The sequence below is a fragment of the Geodermatophilus sp. URMC 63 genome, assembly GCF_053502565.1.
In genome coordinates this window covers 1,523,043-1,542,112 of record NZ_CP199956.1, presented here as the reverse complement: position 1 = coordinate 1,542,112, position 19,070 = coordinate 1,523,043, and the positions used below count along the sequence as shown (strand labels likewise).

At 76.0% G+C, this 19,070-nt stretch carries 20 protein-coding genes and 1 riboswitch; of the genes, 13 read left to right on the top strand and 7 right to left on the bottom strand.

What is annotated here, in order from left to right:
• The first annotated feature begins 4 nt into the window (after window positions 1-4).
• From ACWIZO_RS07505 to ACWIZO_RS07480, 6 genes are all read left to right on the top strand, one after another.
• The gene (locus ACWIZO_RS07505) at window positions 5-1,285 is read left to right on the top strand and encodes a cytochrome P450 family protein (protein ID WP_448641872.1); all 1,281 of its coding nucleotides are present in this window, start codon (window positions 5-7) and stop codon (window positions 1,283-1,285) included.
• The gene (locus ACWIZO_RS07500; protein ID WP_448641871.1) at window positions 1,282-2,112 is read left to right on the top strand and encodes a TcmI family type II polyketide cyclase; all 831 of its coding nucleotides are present in this window, start codon (window positions 1,282-1,284) and stop codon (window positions 2,110-2,112) included. Before ACWIZO_RS07505 ends, ACWIZO_RS07500 begins: the two co-directional genes overlap by 4 nt.
• Before the next feature lie 31 nt (window positions 2,113-2,143).
• Window positions 2,144-2,569, top strand: coding sequence for a VOC family protein (locus tag ACWIZO_RS07495; protein WP_448641870.1), 426 nt, complete (start codon window positions 2,144-2,146; stop codon window positions 2,567-2,569).
• A gap of 232 nt (window positions 2,570-2,801) precedes the next feature.
• Window positions 2,802-2,959, top strand: a riboswitch (cyclic di-AMP (ydaO/yuaA leader).
• 248 nt (window positions 2,960-3,207) lie between these two features.
• Window positions 3,208-3,816, top strand: a complete 609-nt coding sequence (locus tag ACWIZO_RS07490) for an aggregation-promoting factor C-terminal-like domain-containing protein (protein WP_448641869.1) — start codon at window positions 3,208-3,210, stop codon at window positions 3,814-3,816.
• A 187-nt stretch (window positions 3,817-4,003) separates the two neighbouring features.
• Window positions 4,004-5,242, top strand: coding sequence for an EAL domain-containing protein (locus ACWIZO_RS07485; RefSeq protein ID WP_448641868.1), 1,239 nt, complete (start codon window positions 4,004-4,006; stop codon window positions 5,240-5,242).
• 93 nt (window positions 5,243-5,335) lie between these two features.
• Window positions 5,336-6,235, top strand: coding sequence for an NAD-dependent epimerase/dehydratase family protein (locus ACWIZO_RS07480; protein ID WP_448641867.1), 900 nt, complete (start codon window positions 5,336-5,338; stop codon window positions 6,233-6,235).
• A 22-nt stretch (window positions 6,236-6,257) separates the two neighbouring features.
• Here the strand turns inward: ACWIZO_RS07480 and ACWIZO_RS07475 are convergent, their stop codons facing one another.
• Complete coding sequence (locus ACWIZO_RS07475; protein WP_448641866.1) at window positions 6,258-6,824, bottom strand: GNAT family N-acetyltransferase; 567 nt, start codon at window positions 6,822-6,824, stop codon at window positions 6,258-6,260.
• Window positions 6,825-6,877: 53 nt separating this feature from the next.
• Here ACWIZO_RS07475 and ACWIZO_RS07470 point away from each other — a divergent pair, with 53 nt between their 5' ends.
• The gene (locus ACWIZO_RS07470; protein WP_448641865.1) at window positions 6,878-7,966 is read left to right on the top strand and encodes a winged helix DNA-binding domain-containing protein; all 1,089 of its coding nucleotides are present in this window, start codon (window positions 6,878-6,880) and stop codon (window positions 7,964-7,966) included.
• Here ACWIZO_RS07470 and ACWIZO_RS07465 read toward each other — a convergent pair.
• Window positions 7,963-9,828 carry an ABC transporter ATP-binding protein gene (locus ACWIZO_RS07465; protein ID WP_448641864.1) on the bottom strand — a complete coding sequence of 622 codons (1,866 nt, stop codon included), beginning with the start codon at window positions 9,826-9,828 and terminating at the stop codon, window positions 7,963-7,965. The two genes, ACWIZO_RS07470 and ACWIZO_RS07465, sit on opposite strands and share 4 nt — an antisense overlap.
• 49 nt (window positions 9,829-9,877) lie before the next feature.
• Here ACWIZO_RS07465 and ACWIZO_RS07460 point away from each other — a divergent pair, with 49 nt between their 5' ends.
• The gene (locus ACWIZO_RS07460) at window positions 9,878-10,309 is read left to right on the top strand and encodes a MarR family winged helix-turn-helix transcriptional regulator (RefSeq protein ID WP_448641863.1); all 432 of its coding nucleotides are present in this window, start codon (window positions 9,878-9,880) and stop codon (window positions 10,307-10,309) included.
• Window positions 10,310-10,440: 131 nt separating this feature from the next.
• Window positions 10,441-10,869: a DUF1707 SHOCT-like domain-containing protein gene (locus tag ACWIZO_RS07455; RefSeq protein WP_448641862.1), complete on the top strand. Its 429-nt coding sequence runs from the start codon at window positions 10,441-10,443 to the stop codon at window positions 10,867-10,869.
• Window positions 10,870-10,925: 56 nt separating this feature from the next.
• Here ACWIZO_RS07455 and ACWIZO_RS07450 read toward each other — a convergent pair whose 3' ends face one another.
• Window positions 10,926-11,786, bottom strand: a complete 861-nt coding sequence (locus ACWIZO_RS07450; RefSeq protein ID WP_448641861.1) for a GGDEF domain-containing protein — start codon at window positions 11,784-11,786, stop codon at window positions 10,926-10,928.
• Between the two features lie 364 nt (window positions 11,787-12,150).
• Here ACWIZO_RS07450 and ACWIZO_RS07445 point away from each other — a divergent pair, with 364 nt between their 5' ends.
• From ACWIZO_RS07445 to ACWIZO_RS07435, 3 genes are all read left to right on the top strand, one after another.
• Entirely contained in the window at window positions 12,151-12,348 is a 198-nt protein-coding gene (locus ACWIZO_RS07445) for a hypothetical protein (protein WP_448641860.1), read from the top strand.
• 81 nt (window positions 12,349-12,429) lie between these two features.
• Window positions 12,430-14,502 carry a hydantoinase/oxoprolinase family protein gene (locus tag ACWIZO_RS07440; RefSeq protein ID WP_448641859.1) on the top strand — a complete coding sequence of 691 codons (2,073 nt, stop codon included), beginning with the start codon at window positions 12,430-12,432 and terminating at the stop codon, window positions 14,500-14,502.
• Window positions 14,499-16,367, top strand: a complete 1,869-nt coding sequence (locus ACWIZO_RS07435) for a hydantoinase B/oxoprolinase family protein (protein WP_448641858.1) — start codon at window positions 14,499-14,501, stop codon at window positions 16,365-16,367. Before ACWIZO_RS07440 ends, ACWIZO_RS07435 begins: the two co-directional genes overlap by 4 nt.
• 106 nt (window positions 16,368-16,473) lie before the next feature.
• Here the strand turns inward: ACWIZO_RS07435 and ACWIZO_RS07430 are convergent, their stop codons facing one another.
• From ACWIZO_RS07430 to ACWIZO_RS07415, 4 genes are all read right to left on the bottom strand, one after another.
• Complete coding sequence (locus ACWIZO_RS07430; protein ID WP_448641857.1) at window positions 16,474-17,238, bottom strand: GPP34 family phosphoprotein; 765 nt, start codon at window positions 17,236-17,238, stop codon at window positions 16,474-16,476.
• Between the two features lie 11 nt (window positions 17,239-17,249).
• Window positions 17,250-17,444, bottom strand: a complete 195-nt coding sequence (locus ACWIZO_RS07425; protein WP_448641856.1) for a hypothetical protein — start codon at window positions 17,442-17,444, stop codon at window positions 17,250-17,252.
• A gap of 113 nt (window positions 17,445-17,557) precedes the next feature.
• Window positions 17,558-17,737 (bottom strand): hypothetical protein, encoded by a 180-nt coding sequence (locus tag ACWIZO_RS07420; protein ID WP_448641855.1) that lies wholly within the window; start codon window positions 17,735-17,737, stop codon window positions 17,558-17,560.
• On the bottom strand, window positions 17,734-18,570 hold the full coding sequence (locus tag ACWIZO_RS07415) for a helix-turn-helix domain-containing protein (protein ID WP_448641854.1): 837 nt from the start codon (window positions 18,568-18,570) through the stop codon (window positions 17,734-17,736). The genes ACWIZO_RS07420 and ACWIZO_RS07415 overlap by 4 nt, the downstream gene beginning before the upstream one ends.
• Before the next feature lie 87 nt (window positions 18,571-18,657).
• Between ACWIZO_RS07415 and ACWIZO_RS07410 the strand changes: the two genes are divergently transcribed.
• Window positions 18,658-19,056 carry a hypothetical protein gene (locus ACWIZO_RS07410; protein WP_448641853.1) on the top strand — a complete coding sequence of 133 codons (399 nt, stop codon included), beginning with the start codon at window positions 18,658-18,660 and terminating at the stop codon, window positions 19,054-19,056.
• The last annotated feature ends 14 nt before the right edge of the window (window positions 19,057-19,070 follow it).

Here is a 19,070-nt window from a genome sequence, read left to right as displayed (position 1 = left end):
ACCCATGACGCAGACCGCTGACCCCGCACCGAGCACGGCGGACGACGTCGTCCCCGGCGCGGAGATCTACACGCCCGAGTTCCGCGCCGACCCCTACCCGGTCTACGCCCGGCTGCGCGCCGAGCGCCCGGTCGTGAAGGTGCGGACGCCGCGCTTCGACTCCTTCCTCGTCACCCGCTACGACGACGCCAAGCAGGCGCTGTCGGACCCGCGGCTGTCCAAGGACCTGTACCGCGCCGGGGACACCTACCTGGCGGTGTTCGGCGAGAAGGCGCGGCAGATCAACACCAACATGCTCAACTCCGACGAACCGGAGCACAGCCGGCTGCGCCGCCTGGTGACCCAGGCGTTCACACCGCGGCGCATCGAGGCGATGCGGCCCCGCGTGGAGGAGATCGTCGAGGGCCTGCTGGACCGGATCGCACCGCGCGGCGCCACCGACTTCGTCGACGACTTCGCCCTCCGGCTGCCGCTGGCGGTCATCGGCGACCTGCTCGGGATCCCCGAGTCCGACCACGAGGAGATCCTGGCCGGCACCCAGGTCATCCGGACCGTCGGCACCGGCGGGCGCAGCCCCCAGGAGGACCGGGCCGCCATCGGTCAGGCGCAGTCGCGGCTGCACGCGTACTTCACCGGCCTGGTCGCCGCCAAGCGCGAGCAGCCCGGCGAGGACCTGGTCAGCGCCCTGATCGCCGCCCGCGACGGGGACGGCCGGCTCTCGGAGGCCGAGCTGGTCTCCAGCGCCTTCCTGCTGCTGTTCGCCGGCTACCAGACGACGTCGGACTTCCTCGGCAACGCCGTCGTCGCGCTGCTGACCCACCCCGAGGAGCTGGCCGAGCTGCTGCAGGACCCCTCCCGGATCCCGGACGCCGTGGAGGAGCTGCTGCGCTTCGACGGGTCGGTGCCGGTGTCGAGCTTCCGCTTCGCCACCGAGGACCTCGAGATCGGCGGGGCCGCCGTCCCGGCGGGCTCGATTGTCACCATCGTGCTCAGTGCGGCCAACCACGACCCCGCGCTGGTCCCCGACCCGGACGAGCTCGACCTGAGCCGGGGCCCCACCTCGCACCTGGCCTTCGGCCACGGCATCCACTACTGCCTGGGCACCGCCCTGGCCCGGCTGGAGGCGACGACCGCACTGCGGCGGATCCTCGTCCGCCTGCCCGACCTGCGCCTCGACGTCCCCGTCGAGGACCTGCAGTGGCTCCCCGCGGCCTCGGCCTTCCGCGGGTTGCTGGAGCTCCCCCTCCGATTCACCCCCACTCCCGTCCCTGGAGGCACGCGATGACCCAGACGACCCCGTCGACCAGCACGTCGGCCGACCCGGCGGCCGACGCCTCGACGACGCCCACGGAACCGCCCTGGGCGAACGACACGGTCGAGTTCACGAACACGTCCACGGCGCCCGCCAGCTGGTCCTCGGCCTCGTGGCGGCCGTTCCGCAACGTCATCGTCTGCCGGATGGTCCCCGGCACCGAGGACAAGGTGGGGCCGGTGTTCGCCTACTACGACCGGACGACCCGGCCGCAGGACATGGGCGTCGTCGGGCGCGTCCTGCTCTCCTACGAGGGCCTGTACCTGCACGTCATCGAGCGCAAGGAGGACCCGGAGGTCTCCGGGCAGCGCCGCGGCCTGCCGGCGTTCCAGGCGATCGCCGAGGCCATCGCCCCCTACGTGACGCCCTACCCGAGCTACTGGCAGAACCCGTCGCACTCCGTGGCCAAGCAGTTCTACTCGTGGGTGCCCGAGGGTGAGGTCTCCCCCGACCGGGAGATGACCGTCATCGTGCAGCGGATGAAGCCGGGCACCGAGGAGGACATCGCTCGGGTGTTCGCCGAGTCCGACGCCGGCGGGCTGCCGACGGAGACCGGCGTCACCGGCCGCTGGCTGTACTCGATGGAGGACGTCTTCGTGCACCTCCTGGAGCAGGACCGCGTCAAGGCCGCGGCCGTGCGGGAGAACCACGAGTCGATGCGACCGGCCTTCGCCAAGGTGATGGCCGACCTCGCCCCCTACGTCAGCCCGTACAACCCGGAGACGTGGCAGACCCCACGCGACTCGGTTGCCCGGGTGTTCCACCGCTGGACGGCCCCGGACTGGACACCCGGGGACTGACGATGCCGACCGACCGAGAAGAGGTCTCACCATGAGCTTGCGCGGGATCGCGTCGCTCACCTACTGGGCCGACGACGTGGCCGCGGCCACGGCCTGGTACACGGAGGTCCTGGGCTCGGGGCCCACCTTCACCCGGCCCGGACCCGACGGGCGGCTGAGCTATGCCGCGTTCGACCTCGACGAGAGGACCCGCCTGGCGATCGCCGCCCGTACCGCCGCCCCGTTCAGCGCGGCGTTCGAGCCGGGCGGCGTGATCGGGAACTGGTGGGTGGACGACCTCGACGCCGTCCTCGAGCGACTCGCCTCGATGGGCGCCAAGGAGTACATCCCCCTCACGCCGCACGGGCCGGTGGTCAGTGCGGCCGTCGTCGACCCCTTCGGCAACGTGGTCGGCCTCGTCTCCGACCAGCACCCCGCCGCCGACTTCCGGCGTGGGGCGCCGCCCTGGAACGCCTGACACCGCACGCTGCCGGCACCGCGACCGCCGGGACCGCTGGGTCCCGGCGGTTGCGGTGCGTCCGGGCCCCGGTGGTCGCGGGGCGTGACGTCCCGAGTGCGATCCGGGGCGTGGCGTCGGCCTGTCGCACCGCGGGTCGACCCGTTTCAGGTCACGAGATTGTCACGGACCGGTCCCGTCCTTAGCGTTTCCGCGTCCGGCCGGGCGTCTCGCCTCCGTCCCGGGGGCTCCCTGCCGGATGCCGCCGAGTCGCGTCCACACCGTGGGCGCGAGCCGGGGACCCACCAGTACCACCGGGGTGAGTCCCGCTCCCGGCCGTCGCCGGGAGCGGGTAGGGCACTCCCAGCCCGAACCCGTCAGCTCACCTGGTAGGCGGCCCGGGGAGAACGGAGATCACTCGCGCCTGGGGCACCGCCCCCGCGCGTCCAGGTCCGGGACCGTCGCGCTCCCGCCTGCCCACGTACACGCACCAGCCGTCGTACGGCGCCGTCCGCCGGGCCCCGTGTCCGGCCGCTGCCGCACGCCCGGCTGTCGAGCCCTGCCCGCCCGGGCACCGCGCGCACGGCGTGGTGCCCGCAGCCCATCCCGACCGCCGCGGCGCCGATCGACGGTGACCGCGTCTCCAGGAGGACGTCTCCATGCACGCACGCACCGCTGTCGAGCACACCTGTGCCCAGAACGCCCCCGCCGCCGCGCCGCCGCGCCGCCGCGCCCTGCTCCTGCTGACCGCCACGGGGGTCATGACCCTCGGCCTTGCCTTCGGCGGCCAGGCGGTCGCGCAGGCCGACGAGTGGAACCCCGGCGACCGCGGCTCCACGGGGCAGTGGGGCGGCAACCGGGACGGCGCGCCCGCGGCCGTTCCCGCGCCGGCCCCCGCGCCGGCACCGGCCCCCGCGCCCGCTCCCGCCCCCGCGCCCGCTCCCGCCCCGGCCCCCGCGCCGGCACCGGCCGCCACCGGCGAGCAGGCGTACAAGGACTACGCCGCCGGCCAGGTCGGGAACAGCACCCAGTTCGGCTGCCTCGACGCGCTCTGGGAGGCCGAGAGCGGGTGGAACCCCAACGCGCAGAACCCCACCAGCACCGCCTACGGCATCGCGCAGTTCCTGGACTCCACGTGGGCCAGCACCGGCATCGCCAAGACGTCGGACCCCTACCGGCAGATCGACGCCGGCCTGATCTACATCGAGAACCGGTACGGCAGCTCCTGCGCCGCCTGGGACTTCCACCAGGCGAACAACTGGTACTGATCCCCTGACCGCCGCGGGCCCCCTCTCAGCAGCGGGAGCGGGCCCCCGGCGCAGGCGTCCCCGCGGTCCCTCCCGGGAGGCGCCTGCCGGACCGTCTCACCGGTCCGGGTGAGATCGGCTCCCGGCCGTTCCAGGTGTCCGCCCCCTGCGTCGATGCAGAGGAGGACCCTCCGGACGGGAGCACACGATGGCCAGGAAGCGCACTGACGCCGAGCAGCAGATCGCCGACCTGCTGCGCACGGCGAGGACGTCGCTGCACATGCCCGTGGCGTTCCTGACGCGCATGGACGGGACCACCCAGCACCTGGAGGTGGTCGACGCCCGCGTGCCGGTCCTCGTCCAGGAGGGCGCGAAGGTCGTCCAGGAGACGTCGTTCTGCCAGAAGATCCTCGACGGGGACCTGCCCCCCGTCATCGACGACGTGAAGCGGTACCCGCTGGCGATGTCGCTGCCCTCGGCGCGCATCCCGCGGATCCGCAGCTACGTCTCGACGCCGGTCCGGCTGTCCGACGGCAGCCTCTACGGCACCTTCTGCGCCTTCGGCTTCACCTCCGACAAGGAGCTCACCCGGCGCGACGAGGCCCTCATGGAGGTCCTCGCGTCGGCCGCCTCGGTGATCATCGAGCCCGAGCTCCGCGCGCAGCAGCGCCGCGACGACATCGACGGCCGGCTCGACCCGCTGATCACCTCCGGTGGGCCGACCGTCGTCCTGCAGCCGATCGTCGACCTGGCCACCGGGGACCGCGTGGGCGCCGAGGCGCTCAGCCGCTTCCCCGCCGACTGGGGCAAGGGCCCCGACGTCGTCTTCGAGGAGGCGCACAGCATCGGCCGCGGCCACGAGGTCGAGCTGCTGGCCCTGCGGCGCGCCGCCGAGCACCTCGACCGCGTCGACGGCTACGTGGCGATGAACGTCTCGCCGCAGACCCTGCTGACGCCGGAGTTCTCCGCGCTGCTGCACACGCTGCCGCTGCACCGGGTCCTGCTCGAGCTCTCCGAGCACGACCCGGTCGCGGACTACGACGCCCTCGGCAGCGCGCTGCTGCCCTTCCGCGCCGGGGGCATGCGGCTGGCCATCGACGACGTCGGCGCCGGCTTCTCCTCGCTGCGGCACATCGTGGTCACCGCCCCCGACGTCATCAAGATGGACCGCAGCATCGTCAGCGGCCTGACCACCGACCCCGTGCTGACCAAGCTGGTGGAGTCGCTGGTCACCTTCGGCCACGGCTGCGGCGTCACCGTGGTCGCCGAGGGCATCGAGACCGCCGAGGAGGCCGCGGCACTGCTCGGGCTCGGCGTCGACCTCGGGCAGGGCTGGCACTTCGGCCGCCCCGGGCCACCGGAGGCCCTCGCCCCCGCCGGCCCGGAGCCCGCCGTCCCCGGGCCCCGGCCGGCCGGCCTCGCGCACCCCGGACTCCTCCCCGCCTGAGCGGCACCCGTCCGCCCCGCGCCGCCGGCCCTCCCGGGCGCGCGCGTCCTCGGGCAGGGTGGGTCGCGGTCGCCACCGGGGAGAGGAGCCGACGTGCGGGTGTACGTCACGGGTGCCACCGGGGCCATCGGGGGGCACGTCGTCCCGGCCCTGCTCACCGCCGGGCACGAGGTCACCGCGCTGGCGCGGACACCGGCCAAGGCGGCGGGCCTGGCCGCGCTGGGCGCCGTCCCGAGCGGGGTGTCGCTGTTCGACCGTCCGGCGCTGAGCGACGCGTTCGCCGGCCACGACGCGGTCGCCAACCTCGCCACCGCGATCCCGACGCCGTCGACGTTCCTCCGACCGTCGGCCTGGGCGGCCAACGAGCGGGTGCGCCGCGAGGGCTCGGCCGCCGTCGCCGCGGCGGTGCGGGCGGCCGGGGTCGGCCGCCTCGTCCAGGAGTCGATCACCTTCCTCTACCCCGACCGCGGGGCCGGGTGGATCGACGAGGACGTCGCACCCGACCCCTTCCCGCTGGCGGAGGCGAACCTCGCGGCGGAGGAGAACGCGCGCGGCGTCGCGAACAGCGTGGTGCTCCGCTTCGGGCTCTTCTACGGGCCGGGCTCGGGGCACACCGACCTGCTGCTGCGCCTGGCCCGCCGGCGCGTCGCCTTCGTCGCCGGCGCACCGGGGGCCTACCTGTCCTCGATCCACCTGGCCGACGCCGCCTCCGCCGTGGTCGCCGCCCTGGGCGCACCGGCGGGGCTCTACGACGTCGTCGACGACGAGCCGGTGACCCGCCGTGAGTACGCCGCCGCGCTGGGGACGGCGGTCGGCCGGCGGCCGCTGCTCTCGCTCCCGGGACGCGCCGCCGCACTGGCCGGCGGGCCGGCCGAGTCACTGGTCCGCTCGCAACGGGTCAGCAACCGCAGGCTGCGGACGACCACCGGCTGGGCGCCCCGCTTCCCGTCCGTCCGCGACGGCCTGCTCGCCGGCGTGGCCGTCGCGCGGTGAGCGGCGGCCGCGCGCCGCGGTCCTATCCGGTGGGGCCGCCGTCGCCCGGCCGGCGCAGCAGGTAGACGACGTGGTCGGGCGGGTCGACCGGGTTGTCCGGCGTCAGCGGGCCCTCGGCGACGCGGGTGAACCCCGCCTTCTCCAGCGCCCGCCAGGACGCGACGTTGCCCGCGGCCACCGGCACCAGGACGGCGTCGGCGTCGGGGTACGCCGCCCAGCAGTCGGCGACGAAGGCCCGCAGCACCGCCGCGCCCGCTCCCCCGCCCCGGACGTCGGGCTCGCCGATCAGGTAGTCGATCGACAGCGCCCGCGGCGGGACGTCGACCACCGGCGCGAGCTCGGCGAGGTACCCGGGCTCGTCGGAGAGGCGGTAGCGCTGCACGAGCCCGACCGGGCGGCCGCCGGTGCACACCACCCACACCTGCGTGCCGTCGCGGCCGTCGATGCTGGGACCGAAGTCGGCCTCCACCGCCTCGGGCGTGGTCTCGTGCGCCCACCAGCGGGCCACCTGCGGCTCCTCCAGCCAGCGGGTGAGCAGCGGGAGGTCGGCGCGGGTGAGGGGACGGAAGGTGACCGGGCCGTCGAGCACCGCGCCAGGCTAGGAGGAGGACCCCGTCCCCGGCCGGGCCTACGGTGCGGAGCGTGCCGCTCTCCGCCACCGCCCGCGACGTCCTCGCCCACCGGGTCGCCGCCCAGCAGCTGGACCGCGATGCCGGCACGGTCGCCGACACCGCCGTCCTCGACCTCGGCGTGCAGGACACCGGCCCGGACGGCGGGCTGTGGGCGCTGGCGGTCCGCGGCGTCGTCCCCGGGCCCGGGGAGCTGGCCACCGTGTGGACGGTCCGCGGCGCACCGCACCTGTACCGCCGGGCCGACCTGCCCGGCGTCGCCGCCGCGACCGCGCCGTTCTCCGAGGCCGACGCCGCCAAGCGCGTGTTCGACGCGGCCCGGCCGCTGCGGGCGGCCGGCATCCCGGTCCTGACCGCGCTGGACCGGATCGCGGACCGGATGCGGGAGATCGTCACCACCCCGATGGTCAAGGGCGCCATGTCGCGGGCGCTGTCCGACGCGATGGAGGAGCCCTACAACCGCTCCTGCCGGCCCTGCGGCGCGGTGCACCTCTACGAGCAGCCGTTCCGGCTCGCCGCGCTGCGGGCGGGGCTGGAGCTGGAGCCCGGCACCTCCCCGCCGGTGCTGCGGCCGGTCCCGGGGTTCGCGCCCGCCGAGAGCGTGCCCGCGCGGCTCGACGTCGTCCGCGGGTACCTCCGCCTGCTCGGCCCGGCCACCCCGCAGCACGTCGCCGGCTACCTCGACGCGCCGGTGCAGGACGTCCGGGCGCACTGGCCCGACGACGTCGTGGAGGTGGAGGTCGACGGGCAGCGCCGCTGGCTGCCGGCCGCCGACGCCGACGCGCTCGGGAGCCCGCCGCCCGCCGCCACCCGGCTGCTCGGCCCGTTCGACCTGTTCCTGCAGGGCCGGGACCGCGAGACGCTGGTGGCCGACCCGGCGCGGCGGAAGGCGCTGTGGCCGACGCTGGGCCGGCCGGGCGCGGTGCTGCACGACGGCGGGATCGCCGGCCTCTGGCGACCGCGGAAGGCCGGGTCGTCGCTGACGGTGACCGTCGAGCCGTGGGTGCCGTTCTCCCCCGCCGTCCGGGCCGCCGTCGGGGAGCAGGCCGAGCGCCTGGCCGGGTTCCGCGGCGTCCGGCTCGGGGCCGTCGTCATCGCCTAGGCGGCCAGCCGGTCCTCGGCGTCGTCGCCGGCGGCGACCAGTGCGGCGTAGCGGCCGCCGCGGGCGGCCAGCTCGGCGTGCGTGCCCGACTCGACCACCCGCCCGGCGTCGAGGACGACGATCCGGTCGGCGTGCCGCACGGTCGACAGGCGGTGGGCGATGGTGATCGTCGTCCGGCCGCGGCGGGCCTCGTCCAGCGCCGCCTGCACCGCGCGCTCGGTGGCGGTGTCCAGCGCACTGGTGGCCTCGTCGAGCACCAGGACGCGCGGGTCGCGCAGTAGGGTGCGGGCGATCGCCAGGCGCTGCTTCTCCCCGCCGGAGAACCGGTGGCCCCGGGCGCCGACCACGGTGTCGTAGCCGTCGGGCAGCGCCGCGATGACGTCGTGCACCTGGGCGCGGCGGGCGGCGGCCTCGATCTCGGCGTCGGTGGCGTCCGGGCGGGCGTGCCGCAGGTTCTCCCGCACCGTGGCGTGCAGCAGGTAGGTCTCCTGCGAGACGACGCCGACCACCTGCGCCAGCGTGGCCAGCCGCAGGTCGCGCAGGTCGACGCCGTCGATCGTCACCCGCCCGGCGGTCGGGTCGGCCAGGCGGGCGACGAGCGAGGCCATCGTCGACTTGCCCGAGCCGGTCTCGCCCACCAGCGCCAGCGTGGTGCCGGCGGGCACGCTGACGTCGACGCCGGCCAGCGCCGGGCGGGCGCCGTCGGGGTAGGAGAAGTCGACGCCCTCCCAGCGGACCTCGCCGCGCACCGACGGCGGGTCGAGCTCGACCGGGTCGGCCGGGTCGTCGACGTCCACCGGCAGGTCGAGGTACTCGAACACCCGGCTGAACAGCGCCATCGAGCTGGTCACCGAGACGCCGACGTCGAGCAGGCCCATCAGCGGGCGGAACAGCGCGCCCTGCAGGGTCGTGAAGGCGACCAGCGTGCCGATCGTCATGCCGCCGGAGGTCGCCGGCAGCCCGGCGAACAGGTAGATCAGCGCGGGGATGCCGGCGAAGACGATGCTCATCGAGGCCATCCGCCACCGCCCGGCCAGCTGCGACCGCACCTCGAGACCCACGAGGTCCTCCGAGGTGTCGGCGAACCGCCGGGAGGCGGCCGGGCCGGCGCCGAGGGTCTTGCCCAGCAGGACGCCGCTGACGCTCAGCCCCTCCTCGACCTGGCCGTGCAGGTCGGCGAGGTGGCGCTGCCGCTGGGCGGTGACCGCGCGGCGCATCCGCGCCACCTTGCGGGTCAGCGCGATCGCCGGCGGCAGCACGACGAGGGACAGCAGCGACAGCCGCCAGGACAGCGCCACCATCGCCACCACGGTGCCGACGACGGTGGTGGCGTTGGAGGCCAGCGAGGTCGCCGTCGAGGTGACCACCGACTGCATGCCGCCGATGTCGTGGGTGAGCCGCGACTGCACCTCGCCGCCGCGCGTGCGGGTGAAGAAGCCGAGGGACTGGCGCTGCAGGTGGCTGAAGACGGCGGTGCGCAGGCCGTGCATGACGCGCTGGCCGACCGTCGTCGACAGCCAGGTCTGGACGACGCCGAGGACGGCCGTCGCGCCGGTGACCGCGACCATGCCGGCGACCGCCCACACCAGCAGGCGGACGTCCTGGTGCGGGATCGCCCGGTCGATGACCAGCCGGACGAGGAACGGCGTCGCCAGCGCGACGACCGAGGAGCTGACGATGAGCGCGACGACGGTCGCGACCTGCCAGCGGTACGGGCGGAACAGCGCCGCCACCCGGCGCAGGGCGACCGGTGCGCGCTCCAGCTGAGCCCGGTCGGCGGGGTCGGCGGTGCGCCCCGTGCCCCCGGCACGCCCACGGGGGCCGCTCCCGCGGCCCGGGGTCGTCTCGTCGATGCCGACCACCTCCCGAGGTCATCGGTGAGGTTACCTCACGGTCCGGTAACCTCAGGACGTGGCCGACCATTCCCTGGGAGCCGACGACCCCGCCGCGCTGGCGGAGCTGCTGGCGCGCGTGGCCCGCAGCCAGCGCCGGCGGTGGCGCGACCTCCTCGCGCCCTGGGACCTCTCGCCGCACCACGCCCGGGCCCTGCGGGTGGTCGGCAGCCGGGAGGGCGTGCGGCTGTCCGACCTGGCCGACGCGCTGCACATCGCCCCGCGCTCGGCCACCGAGGTGGCCGACGCCCTGCAGGAGCGGGGCCTGGCGGAGCGGACGCCCGACGCCACCGACCGCCGGGCCGTGGTGCTCCGGCCGACCGACGAGGGGCGGCGGGTGCTGGCCGAGGTGGACGCCGCCCGCGCCGCGGACAGCCGTGACCTGTTCGCCCGGCTGACCCCCGCCGACCGCACCGAGCTCGCCCGCCTGCTCCGCGCGCTCGCCGACTGAAGAAGGACCCCGCTGCCCCCCACCCCTCGCTCCGCTCGGGGCGGGCCCCTGCAGCGGGGCCGCAGGAGCGGGGAGCGGAGTCAACCGGTCGGCGGACCCCGCACGGGGGGCATCGGTGCCACGATCGGGCCATGACGGAACCGGTCCGCACCCAGGAGCTGCGGGTGTCCGACGTCGAGCGGACGGCGGTGCAGGAGCACCTGCGCCGGGCGGTCGGCCACGGCCAGCTCGACCTGCACGAGTTCGACCAGCGGGTGCAGGCGGTGTGGGCGGCGCGCACCCGCGGCGAGCTCGACCGGGTCACCCGCGACCTGCCCGAGCCCCCGCCCCCGCCGCCGCCCGCGCCGCGGCACCGGTTCTTCGCCGCCACTCCCGGCGGCACCACCATGCGCGTGCTGGCCACCGTCTGGGCCAGCGTGCTGGCCGTCAACCTCGTGGTGTGGACGCTGGTGTCGCTGGGCGACGGCGAGCCGGTCTACCCGTGGTTCATCTGGCTGGCGCCGTCCGGGGCGGTCCTCGCCGTCCTGTACGCCACCGGCATCGGCCGCCCCCGCCGCTGAGTCCCCGCCGCTGGGTCCCCGCCGCTGAGTCCCCGCCACCGGCCCGCGTCTCGGGGTCAGCGCTCCGCGCGCCGGCGCTGACGGGTCTTGGCCCCGTACATCGCCCGGTCGGCGCGGGCGATCACCGCGTCGGGCGTCTCCCCCGGCCGCCCCAGGGCGCGGCCGACGCTCACCCCGACCACGAGCGGGCCGGCCACGGTCGGCACCGGGGCGGCCGCCTGCTCCTCCACGCGGTCGGCCAGCCGGGCCAGCGCCTCGTCGTCGCAGCCCGGGCAGAGCACCACGAACTCGTCGCCGCCGAACCGGGCGACCACCTCGTCGGGCCCGGTCAGCGCGCGCAGCCGCGCGGCGACCTCCACGAGGACGGCGTCGCCGACCGCGTGGCCGTGCACGTCGTTGACCACCTTGAAGCCGTCGAGGTCGCAGAACAGGACGCCGCAGGCCGCGGTGGCCCCGGGGGCCAGGGACCGGTCCAGCTCCTCGAAGAACGTGGCGCGGTTGGGGATGCCGGTCAGCCGGTCGGTGCGCGCCCGCTCCGACAGCTGCGCCTCCCACCGCCGCTGGTCGGTGACGTCGAGGCCCACGCAGGCCACCGCGTAGGGCCGGCCGTCGTCGTCGGTGAGCACGTTGTTCCGCATCGACACCAGCCGCCGCCCGCCGTCGGCGGTCAGCCAGTCGCCCTCCTGCGGGTAGGCGCGGCCGGTCGCGATGGCCCGCTCGACGGCGTCGCGCGCGAGCTCCCGGTGCTCGGGGACGACGAGGACGTCGACGAACACGCGGCCGAGCAGCTCACCCGGCGCCCGCCCGGTGAACCGCTGCAGCGCCGGGTTGGCCAGCAGGATCCGCCCGCCCCCGTCCACCACGCAGACGAGGGCGTCGGTGCCCTCGACGAACTCGCGGGCCAGCCGGCCGTCCACTCAGCCTCGCGTGTCGGGACCGCCGCCGGCCGGGCGGCGGTGCGGGCCGTCCGGCCCGGGGCCCGTGCGGTCCGTCGTGTGCCCGGTCGCCATCTCGCCTCCTCCGACGGCGCACCCCCCGTGGGCGCCGGCACTGCATGACACCACGGACGTCGCGCTCCGTCGATGCGGCGCGGCGGAGGCCCCCCTTCCGCGTGGACGTCGGCCGCGAGCGCCTGGCGGCCGCGCCCGGCCGGCTCGACACTGACCCTGGCGGTCGAGCCGTGCGCCCCGGTGGGACGGGACGCGGTCACCGGAGCCGCCGGCGCCCCGGCCGCTCCGCGGGGTGCTGACCGAGGACGTCCCCACCGAGCGAGGAGGAGCCATGACCGGTCCCGACGACGCCTTCCTGGCACCGGACGACGCGCTGCGCGGCTTCGACGACGACAGCGACGTCGAAGCTGGCACGGGCAGTGCCGAGCGTCCCGGCGCGGACGACGTCGAGCGCCCCAACCCCGCCGGGGCCGCGGTCGAGGACGCCGGCCGCTCCGCCGGCTCCACCGACGGCGGGACCGAGGAGTAGCGGCCGCCTCCGCTGCACGGCGCCGGCCGGTCGGCGGCCGGCGCCTTCCCCGCGAGGTACCTCAGCCCTAAGGTATCGGGCATGGCAGGGACCCGCCGGGTGCGGATCGGCATCGACACCGGCGGCACCTTCACCGACGTCGTCGCCGTCGACGAGGACACCGGCGCGACGACCACCACCAAGACGCCGTCCACGCCGGCCGACCCCGCGGAGGGCTTCCTCGCCGGGGTCGCCAAGGTGCTCGGCCTGCTCGGGCTCGACGGCGGGGCGGTGACCGCGGTCAGCCACGGCACGACGGTCGCCACCAACCAGCTGCTCGAGGGCCGGCTCGACCGGATCGGGTTCATCACCACCGAGGGCTACGAGTCGGTGCTGGAGATCGCCCGGCAGTCGGTGCCCGACGGCTACGGCAACAGCTACTTCTGGGTCAAGCCGCCGCGGATCGTCCCGGCCGACCTGGTGCGCACCGTGCGCGGCCGGCTCGACCCCACCGGCGCGGAGGTCCGCCCGTTCTGCCGGGACGACGCCGTCGCGGCGGCCCGCTCGCTCCGCGACGCGGGGGCCGACACGATCGGCGTCTGCCTCCTGCACTCCTACGCGAACGACGCGCACGAGCGGGCGGTGCTCGACGTGCTCTCCGTGGAACACCCCGACGCCGTCGTCTCGATCAGCTCGCAGGTGCTGCGCGAGTACCGCGAGTACGAGCGCTCGGTGACCACGCTGGTCGACGCGGCGGTCAAGCCGCGGGTGGGTGCGTACGTCACCGCCATCCGGGAGCGGCTCGACGGCATCGCGCCCGGGGTGCCGTTCTACGTGATGCAGAGCAACGGCGGCGTCCTGTCGGCCGAGGAGGTCGTGCACCAGCCGATCACCACGATGCTGTCCGGGCCGGCCGCCGGGGCGCTGGGTGCCGCGCTGCTCGCCGGGACCGCGGGCTTCGACCGGGTGCTCACCCTCGACGGCGGCGGCACCTCGACCGACGTCACGGTGGTGGTCGGCGGCGAGCCGGCGCTCACCACCGAGGGCTCGGTGGGCGCCTACCCGTCGAAGATCCCGATGATCGACGTCGTCACCGTCGGCGCCGGCGGCGGCTCGATCGCCTGGCTCTCGCCGGAGGGGACGCTCAAGGTGGGGCCGCGCTCGGCCGGCGCCGACCCCGGGCCGATCTGCTACCCCTCGGGCGGCAGCGAGCCGACGGTCACCGACGCACACGTCGTCCTCGGCCGCATCCCCCCGCACCTGCTCGGTGGGGAGATCCCGCTGTCGGTGGACGCCGCCCGCGCCGGCCTGGAGGCTCTCGGCGCGGAGCTCGGGCTGTCGCTGGAGCGGACGGCGCTGGGCATCCTGGAGATCTCGGCGTGGAACCAGGCCAACGCGCTGCGCCAGGTGACCGTGGCCCGCGGCCTCGACGTCCGCGACTTCACGCTGACCACCTTCGGCGGGTCGGGCTCACTGCTGGCCTGCCGGCTCATGGACGTCCTCGGTCTCCCCCGCACGCTGGTGCCGCCGGAACCGGGCACCGTCAGCGCGTTCGGGCTGCTGACGGTCGACGTCCGCAACGACCACGTGCAGACGGCCGTCAGCCGGCACGCCGACCTCGACCTCGACCGGGTCCGCGGCCTGTTCGCCGGCCTCGAGGAGCGGGCGCGGGAGTCGCTGGACGGCGAGGGGTTCGCGCGCCGCGAGCAGGTGGTGCAGCGGACGGCGGACCTGCGCTACGTCGGCCAGGCCTTCGAGGTGCGGGTGCCGGTGCCCGACGGTGAGCTGACGCCCGCGGCCGCCGACGGCGTCGCCACCGCGTTCCACGCCGCGCACCGCCGGCTCTACGGCTACGACCTCGCCGGCGACCCGCGCCAGGCCGTCGAGTGGGTGAACCTGCGGGTGAGCGGGATCGGGCCGATCCGCCGTCCGGACGTGGTGGAGCTGCCCGCCCGCGACGGCGACGTCTCCCGCGCCGTCACCGGCTCACGGCCGGTCTGCTTCGACGAGTGGTCGCCGACGCCCACCTACGACCGCAGGCTGCTGGCGCCCGGCGACGTGGTGACCGGCCCCGCGGTGGTGGAGGAGTTCGGCTCGACGGTGCCGCTGCACCCCGGCTTCACCGCGACCGTCGACCGCCACGGCAACCTGCTGGTCGAGAGGGCCGCCCGATGAGCCGCACCGACGGAACACCCGCCGACCCGGTGCTCGTGGAGATCGTCGCCGGCACGCTGGCGGCGATCGAGAAGGAGGTCGAGACCTCCATCGGGCGCACCTCGCGCTCGCCGATGATCCGCGACGCGCACGACTTCCGCGCCGGCATCCACGACCGGCGGCTGCGCAAGCTCACCGGGCGCTCGTACTCGGCGCTGGTGCACCCGGTCGTCCGCGACCACCCCATCGCGACGATGCAGCCCGGCGACGTCTTCTTCCACAACGACGTCTACCTCTCCGAGGGCGGCATCGGGCACCTGCCCGACCTGTGCGTCACGGTGCCGGTCTTCGCCGACGTCGACGGGACGCCGACCGTGGTGGCGTTCGTCCAGGCGTTCGGGCACCACGACGACATCGGCGGGTCCGTCCCCGGGTCGATGCCCAGCGCGGCGACCAGCGTGTTCGAGGAGGGGCTGATGGTCCCGCCGATCAAGCTGTGGGACCGCGGCGTCCGCAACGAGGCGGCGCTGACGATCATGACCCGCAACTCGCGGATGCCCGACTCGCTGGCCGCCGACCTCGACGCCGAGTGCTCGGCCTGCCTGGCCGGGGCGCGGCGGCTCGGGGAGCTGTTCGACCGCTACGGCGTGGCCGCCGTCGAGGCGTGCTTCGACGCCGTCCTCGCCACCTCCACCGAGGTCTACCGGCGCGAGGTCCTCTCGCAGATCCCCGACGGCACCTACGTCTGGGAGGACTACGCCGAGCACGACGGCGTCGACCCGCCGAAGCTGCACCGGCAGCGCATCACACTGACCATGGACGGCTCCGCCGACGTCCCGCTGGTCATCGACTTCACCGGCACCGGCCCGCAGGCCAAGGGCCCGATCAACCACTGCGGCGACCACGCCGACGGCAACTTCCTCAAGAAGTGGCTGGCGCCGGTCCTGCGCAACCTGGCCGAGACGCCCGAGCGGATGGCCGAGCTCGACGTCAACGAGGGCGTCGTCCCGCTCATCGAGATGCGCTTCCCGGAGAAGGGCACGCTGCTCACCCCGGTCTTCCCGGCGCCGACCAACGCGCGCACCTTCGTCATCCTGCGGCTGCTCGGGGTGCTCGCCGGGGTGCTGGCCAAGGCGACCGGCGGCCGGATGCCCGCCGACCAGGAGACGATCCGCTACACCGGCTTCTACGGCACCGACTCCGACGGGCAGCCCTACCTCATGCGCGAGGTGCTCGGCGGGGGCTCGGGCGGGCGCTGGTACGCCGACGGCGAGGACACCATCCACGTCGTCCCCGACTCGCGGAACCTGCCCACCGAGTTCACCGAGTCCCGCTTCCCGCTGCGGGTAGAGCGGCTGGGCCTGGCCGTGGACTCCGGCGGGCCGGGGCGCCACCGCGGCGGCTGCGGGTACGAGAAGCACGTCCGGGTGCTGCGCGACGCGCACTTCATGTCGATCGCCGACCGCTCGATCCTGTCCTGCTGGGGCGTGCACGGCGGCCGGGCCGGGCGGCCGTTCCAGGTGACCGTCGACCCCGGCGGCCCGGACGAGCACGACGTCGACGCGCTGGCCGACGCCGAGCCGCTGCCGGCCGGCACCGTCGTCCGCATCCGGACGACCGGCGGCGGCGGGTGGGGCGACCCGCTGCAGCGGCCGGTGGAGGAGGTCGTGCGCGACGTCGCCTGGCGCAAGGTGTCGGTCGACGGCGCCCGCACGGACTACGGCGTCGTGCTGCGCGAGGACGGGTCGGCCGACGAGGCCGCCACCGACGCGCTGCGTGCGCAGCTGCGGGCAGCCCGCACCGGCGACGAGCCGTTCTTCGACCGCGGCCCCGGCTACGCGCGGCTCTCCGGTGGGGCGGCGTTCAACGAGTTCGACGTCCTGTAGGGACGTGTCCGGCGTCCTCGTGCTCTGCCCACAGGTGTGGGCAGAGCACGAGGACGTCAGGGGACAGGTCGGCGCTGCGGCCTCGGTACCGGGGGAGCGGGGTCCGTCACGAGCCGTGGGTACCGCCGATGGACGCCGCGATCGCCGCGGCCCGGGCCCGCCTCCTCGCGGCCGCCCGCACCTCCGCCCCGACGTCCGCGACGGCCCGAGCGACCGCGGCGGCGCCCGGCACCTCGAGGGTCAGCCGGTCGACCCGCTGGCGCGCGGCCGCCCGCTGCGGCCGGTCGACGAGCAGGTCGACCAGTCCCGCGGCCCCGGTGAGCACCAGGAGCTCCCGTACGCGCGGCGGCGGGGGCGCGGTACCGGCCAGCGCGGCGCGGCACCCGGCGAGCAGCTCCTCCCGTGCGGCGCGGTCGAGCACGCGGTGGCGCCGGGCGGGGACCAGCCCTAACCGCAGTCCCCACCCGGTGCGCAGCACGCCGCGCTGCGCCAGGCCGGCCGTGACGTGCTGCCCGAGCCGGAACCGCGGTGCGGCGAGGTCGCGCACCCAGTGGCGGACGTCCGACGAGCCGCCGGGGACCGCGGCGACGGCGGCCTCCTGCAGCGGGCCGGGCAGCGCCGTGGCGGCGGCCGGGTGCCGGACCCGGACCGCGCCGTCCTGCACGACCGCGACCCCGCCGTCCAGCAGGTCGAGCACCACGCCGCCGGCCACGGCGACGTAGACGACCGGCGCCCCACGGAGGCGGCCCCGGTCGGGGTCGACGGCCAGCAGCAGCAGCTGCTCGGGCAGCGACAGGGCGGGCGCCCGCGGGACGCCGCCCGGACCGGGCCGGCCCCGCGTCGGGTCCGGCCGCTCGTGGTCCTCGGGCACGGGAGTCGCGCTTAGGGAACGGGGTCGGTGCTCCCCGGCGCCGGCTTGGCCTGATCGCCGGTCTGGCCCTCGTCGCCGGTGTGGTCCTGCTGCCCGCCGCTGCGCGGGTCGTCGTCGGCGCCCTCGACGTCCTCGGGGACGAGCGGGGTCTCGCGCAGCACCTGCTCCCTGGCCTGCTCGCGGTCGGTGCCCGGTACCTCGGTCATGGTGGCCTCCTCTGCCTCGGAGGGTCGCGTACCCGGCCCGCCCGCCGACCCAACCGGGGCCGCGCGGCTTCCGCTGACGGCGGAACCGGGGTGGCGCCTCCGCGGGGGGAGGCTCAGGCCCCAGGGGTCCTGGCCGCTTGCTCCGCGCCGCCCTCCTCGTTGTCCCGGTGGACCTCGCGGGCGGTGCCGTGCAGGTCGTCTGCCTCGCTGCCGGCCGTGCCGCTCGGCGTCGACCGGACGGCCGCGGCGCCCTCCTGGGCGTCGCCTCCGCCGGACCCGGTGCTCTCGGTCACGGGACTCCCCCTCCGTCGACGGGACGCAGGGGTCCGCTGTGCGCGCTCCCCGCGCCGCCCGCGATGCGGCGCAACGTCTGCGCGGTGTGCTCGTCGGCGGGCAGGAAGGCCTCGACGCTGAGCTCGGCGGCCGTGAGGTCCACGGCGGTGCCGAAGGTGGTCACGGTGCTGAGGAAGGACAGCACCGTGTCGCCGGCGCGCAGGCGCAGCGGGACGGCGATCCCGTCCGGCGTCGCGCGGTCGGTGCCACCGGGCAGCGCGGCGAGCTCGCGGTGCAGGGCGACCAGCCCGGGGTCGCCGGTCAGGTGCGCCTCCCGGCCGAGCCGGTGCAGGACGTGCGCCCGCCACTGCGGCAGGTTGCGGATCCGCGGTGCCAGCCCCTCGGGGTGCAGGCTCAGCCGCAGCACGTTGGCCGGCGGCTCGAGCAGGTGCGGGGCCACGCCGTCGGTGAGCAGCGCGACGCTCGCGTTGGCCGCCACCAGCTCCCACGACCGGTCGACGGCGAGCGCCGGGAACGGCTCGTGGGCGGTGAGCACCAGGTCCAGGGCCCGGGTGACGGCGGCCATGTCCGGGTGGTCGAGGCCGCGGCGGGCGTAGACGGGCGCGAAGCCGGCGGCCAGCAGCAGCTCGTTGCGCTCGCGCAGCGGGACCTCCAGCTGCTCGGCCAGGCGCAGCAGCATCTCCCGGCTGGGCCGCGCCCGCCCGGTCTCCAGGAAGCTCAGGTGCCGCGCGGACACCCCGGCGTCGCCGGCGAGGTCGAGCTGGGAGAGCCGGCGGCGCTGCCGCCAGCCGCGCAGCAGCTCCCTGACCGGCGGGCGCGTCAGCGTGGTCACGGCGGCGACGCTAGTGACGGCGGCGGCCGGAGTCGCCTACCCGCGAGGTAATCGACGTGCCTCCCCGCCGGCGCCACGGTCGTCGCCATGACCACCACCGTCGGCACCCGCCGTCCCCTCGACCTGCTGCGCCTGGCACTGCGGCTCGACGCCGTCGTCACCGGCGCCAACGGCCTGGCCTACCTGGCCGCCGCGCCGCTGCTGGCCGGCCTGCTCGGCGTCCCTCCCGGGACGCTGCGCGGGCTCGGCGCCTTCCTCGTCGTCTTCGCCGCCGGGGTCGCGCTGGTCGCGGCCCGCCCTCGCGTCCCGGCCGGCGCCGTCGAGGCCGTCGTCGGCGCCAACCTGCTCTGGGCGGCCGGCAGCGTCGCCGCCGTCGCCACGGACCGCTTCGACCTCACCGCCGTCGGCACCGCCTGGGTGCTGCTGCAGGCGGCCGTCGTCGCCAGCTTCGCCGTCCTGCAGGCCGCCGGCCTGCGCCGCCGCTGAACGACCCGACAGGA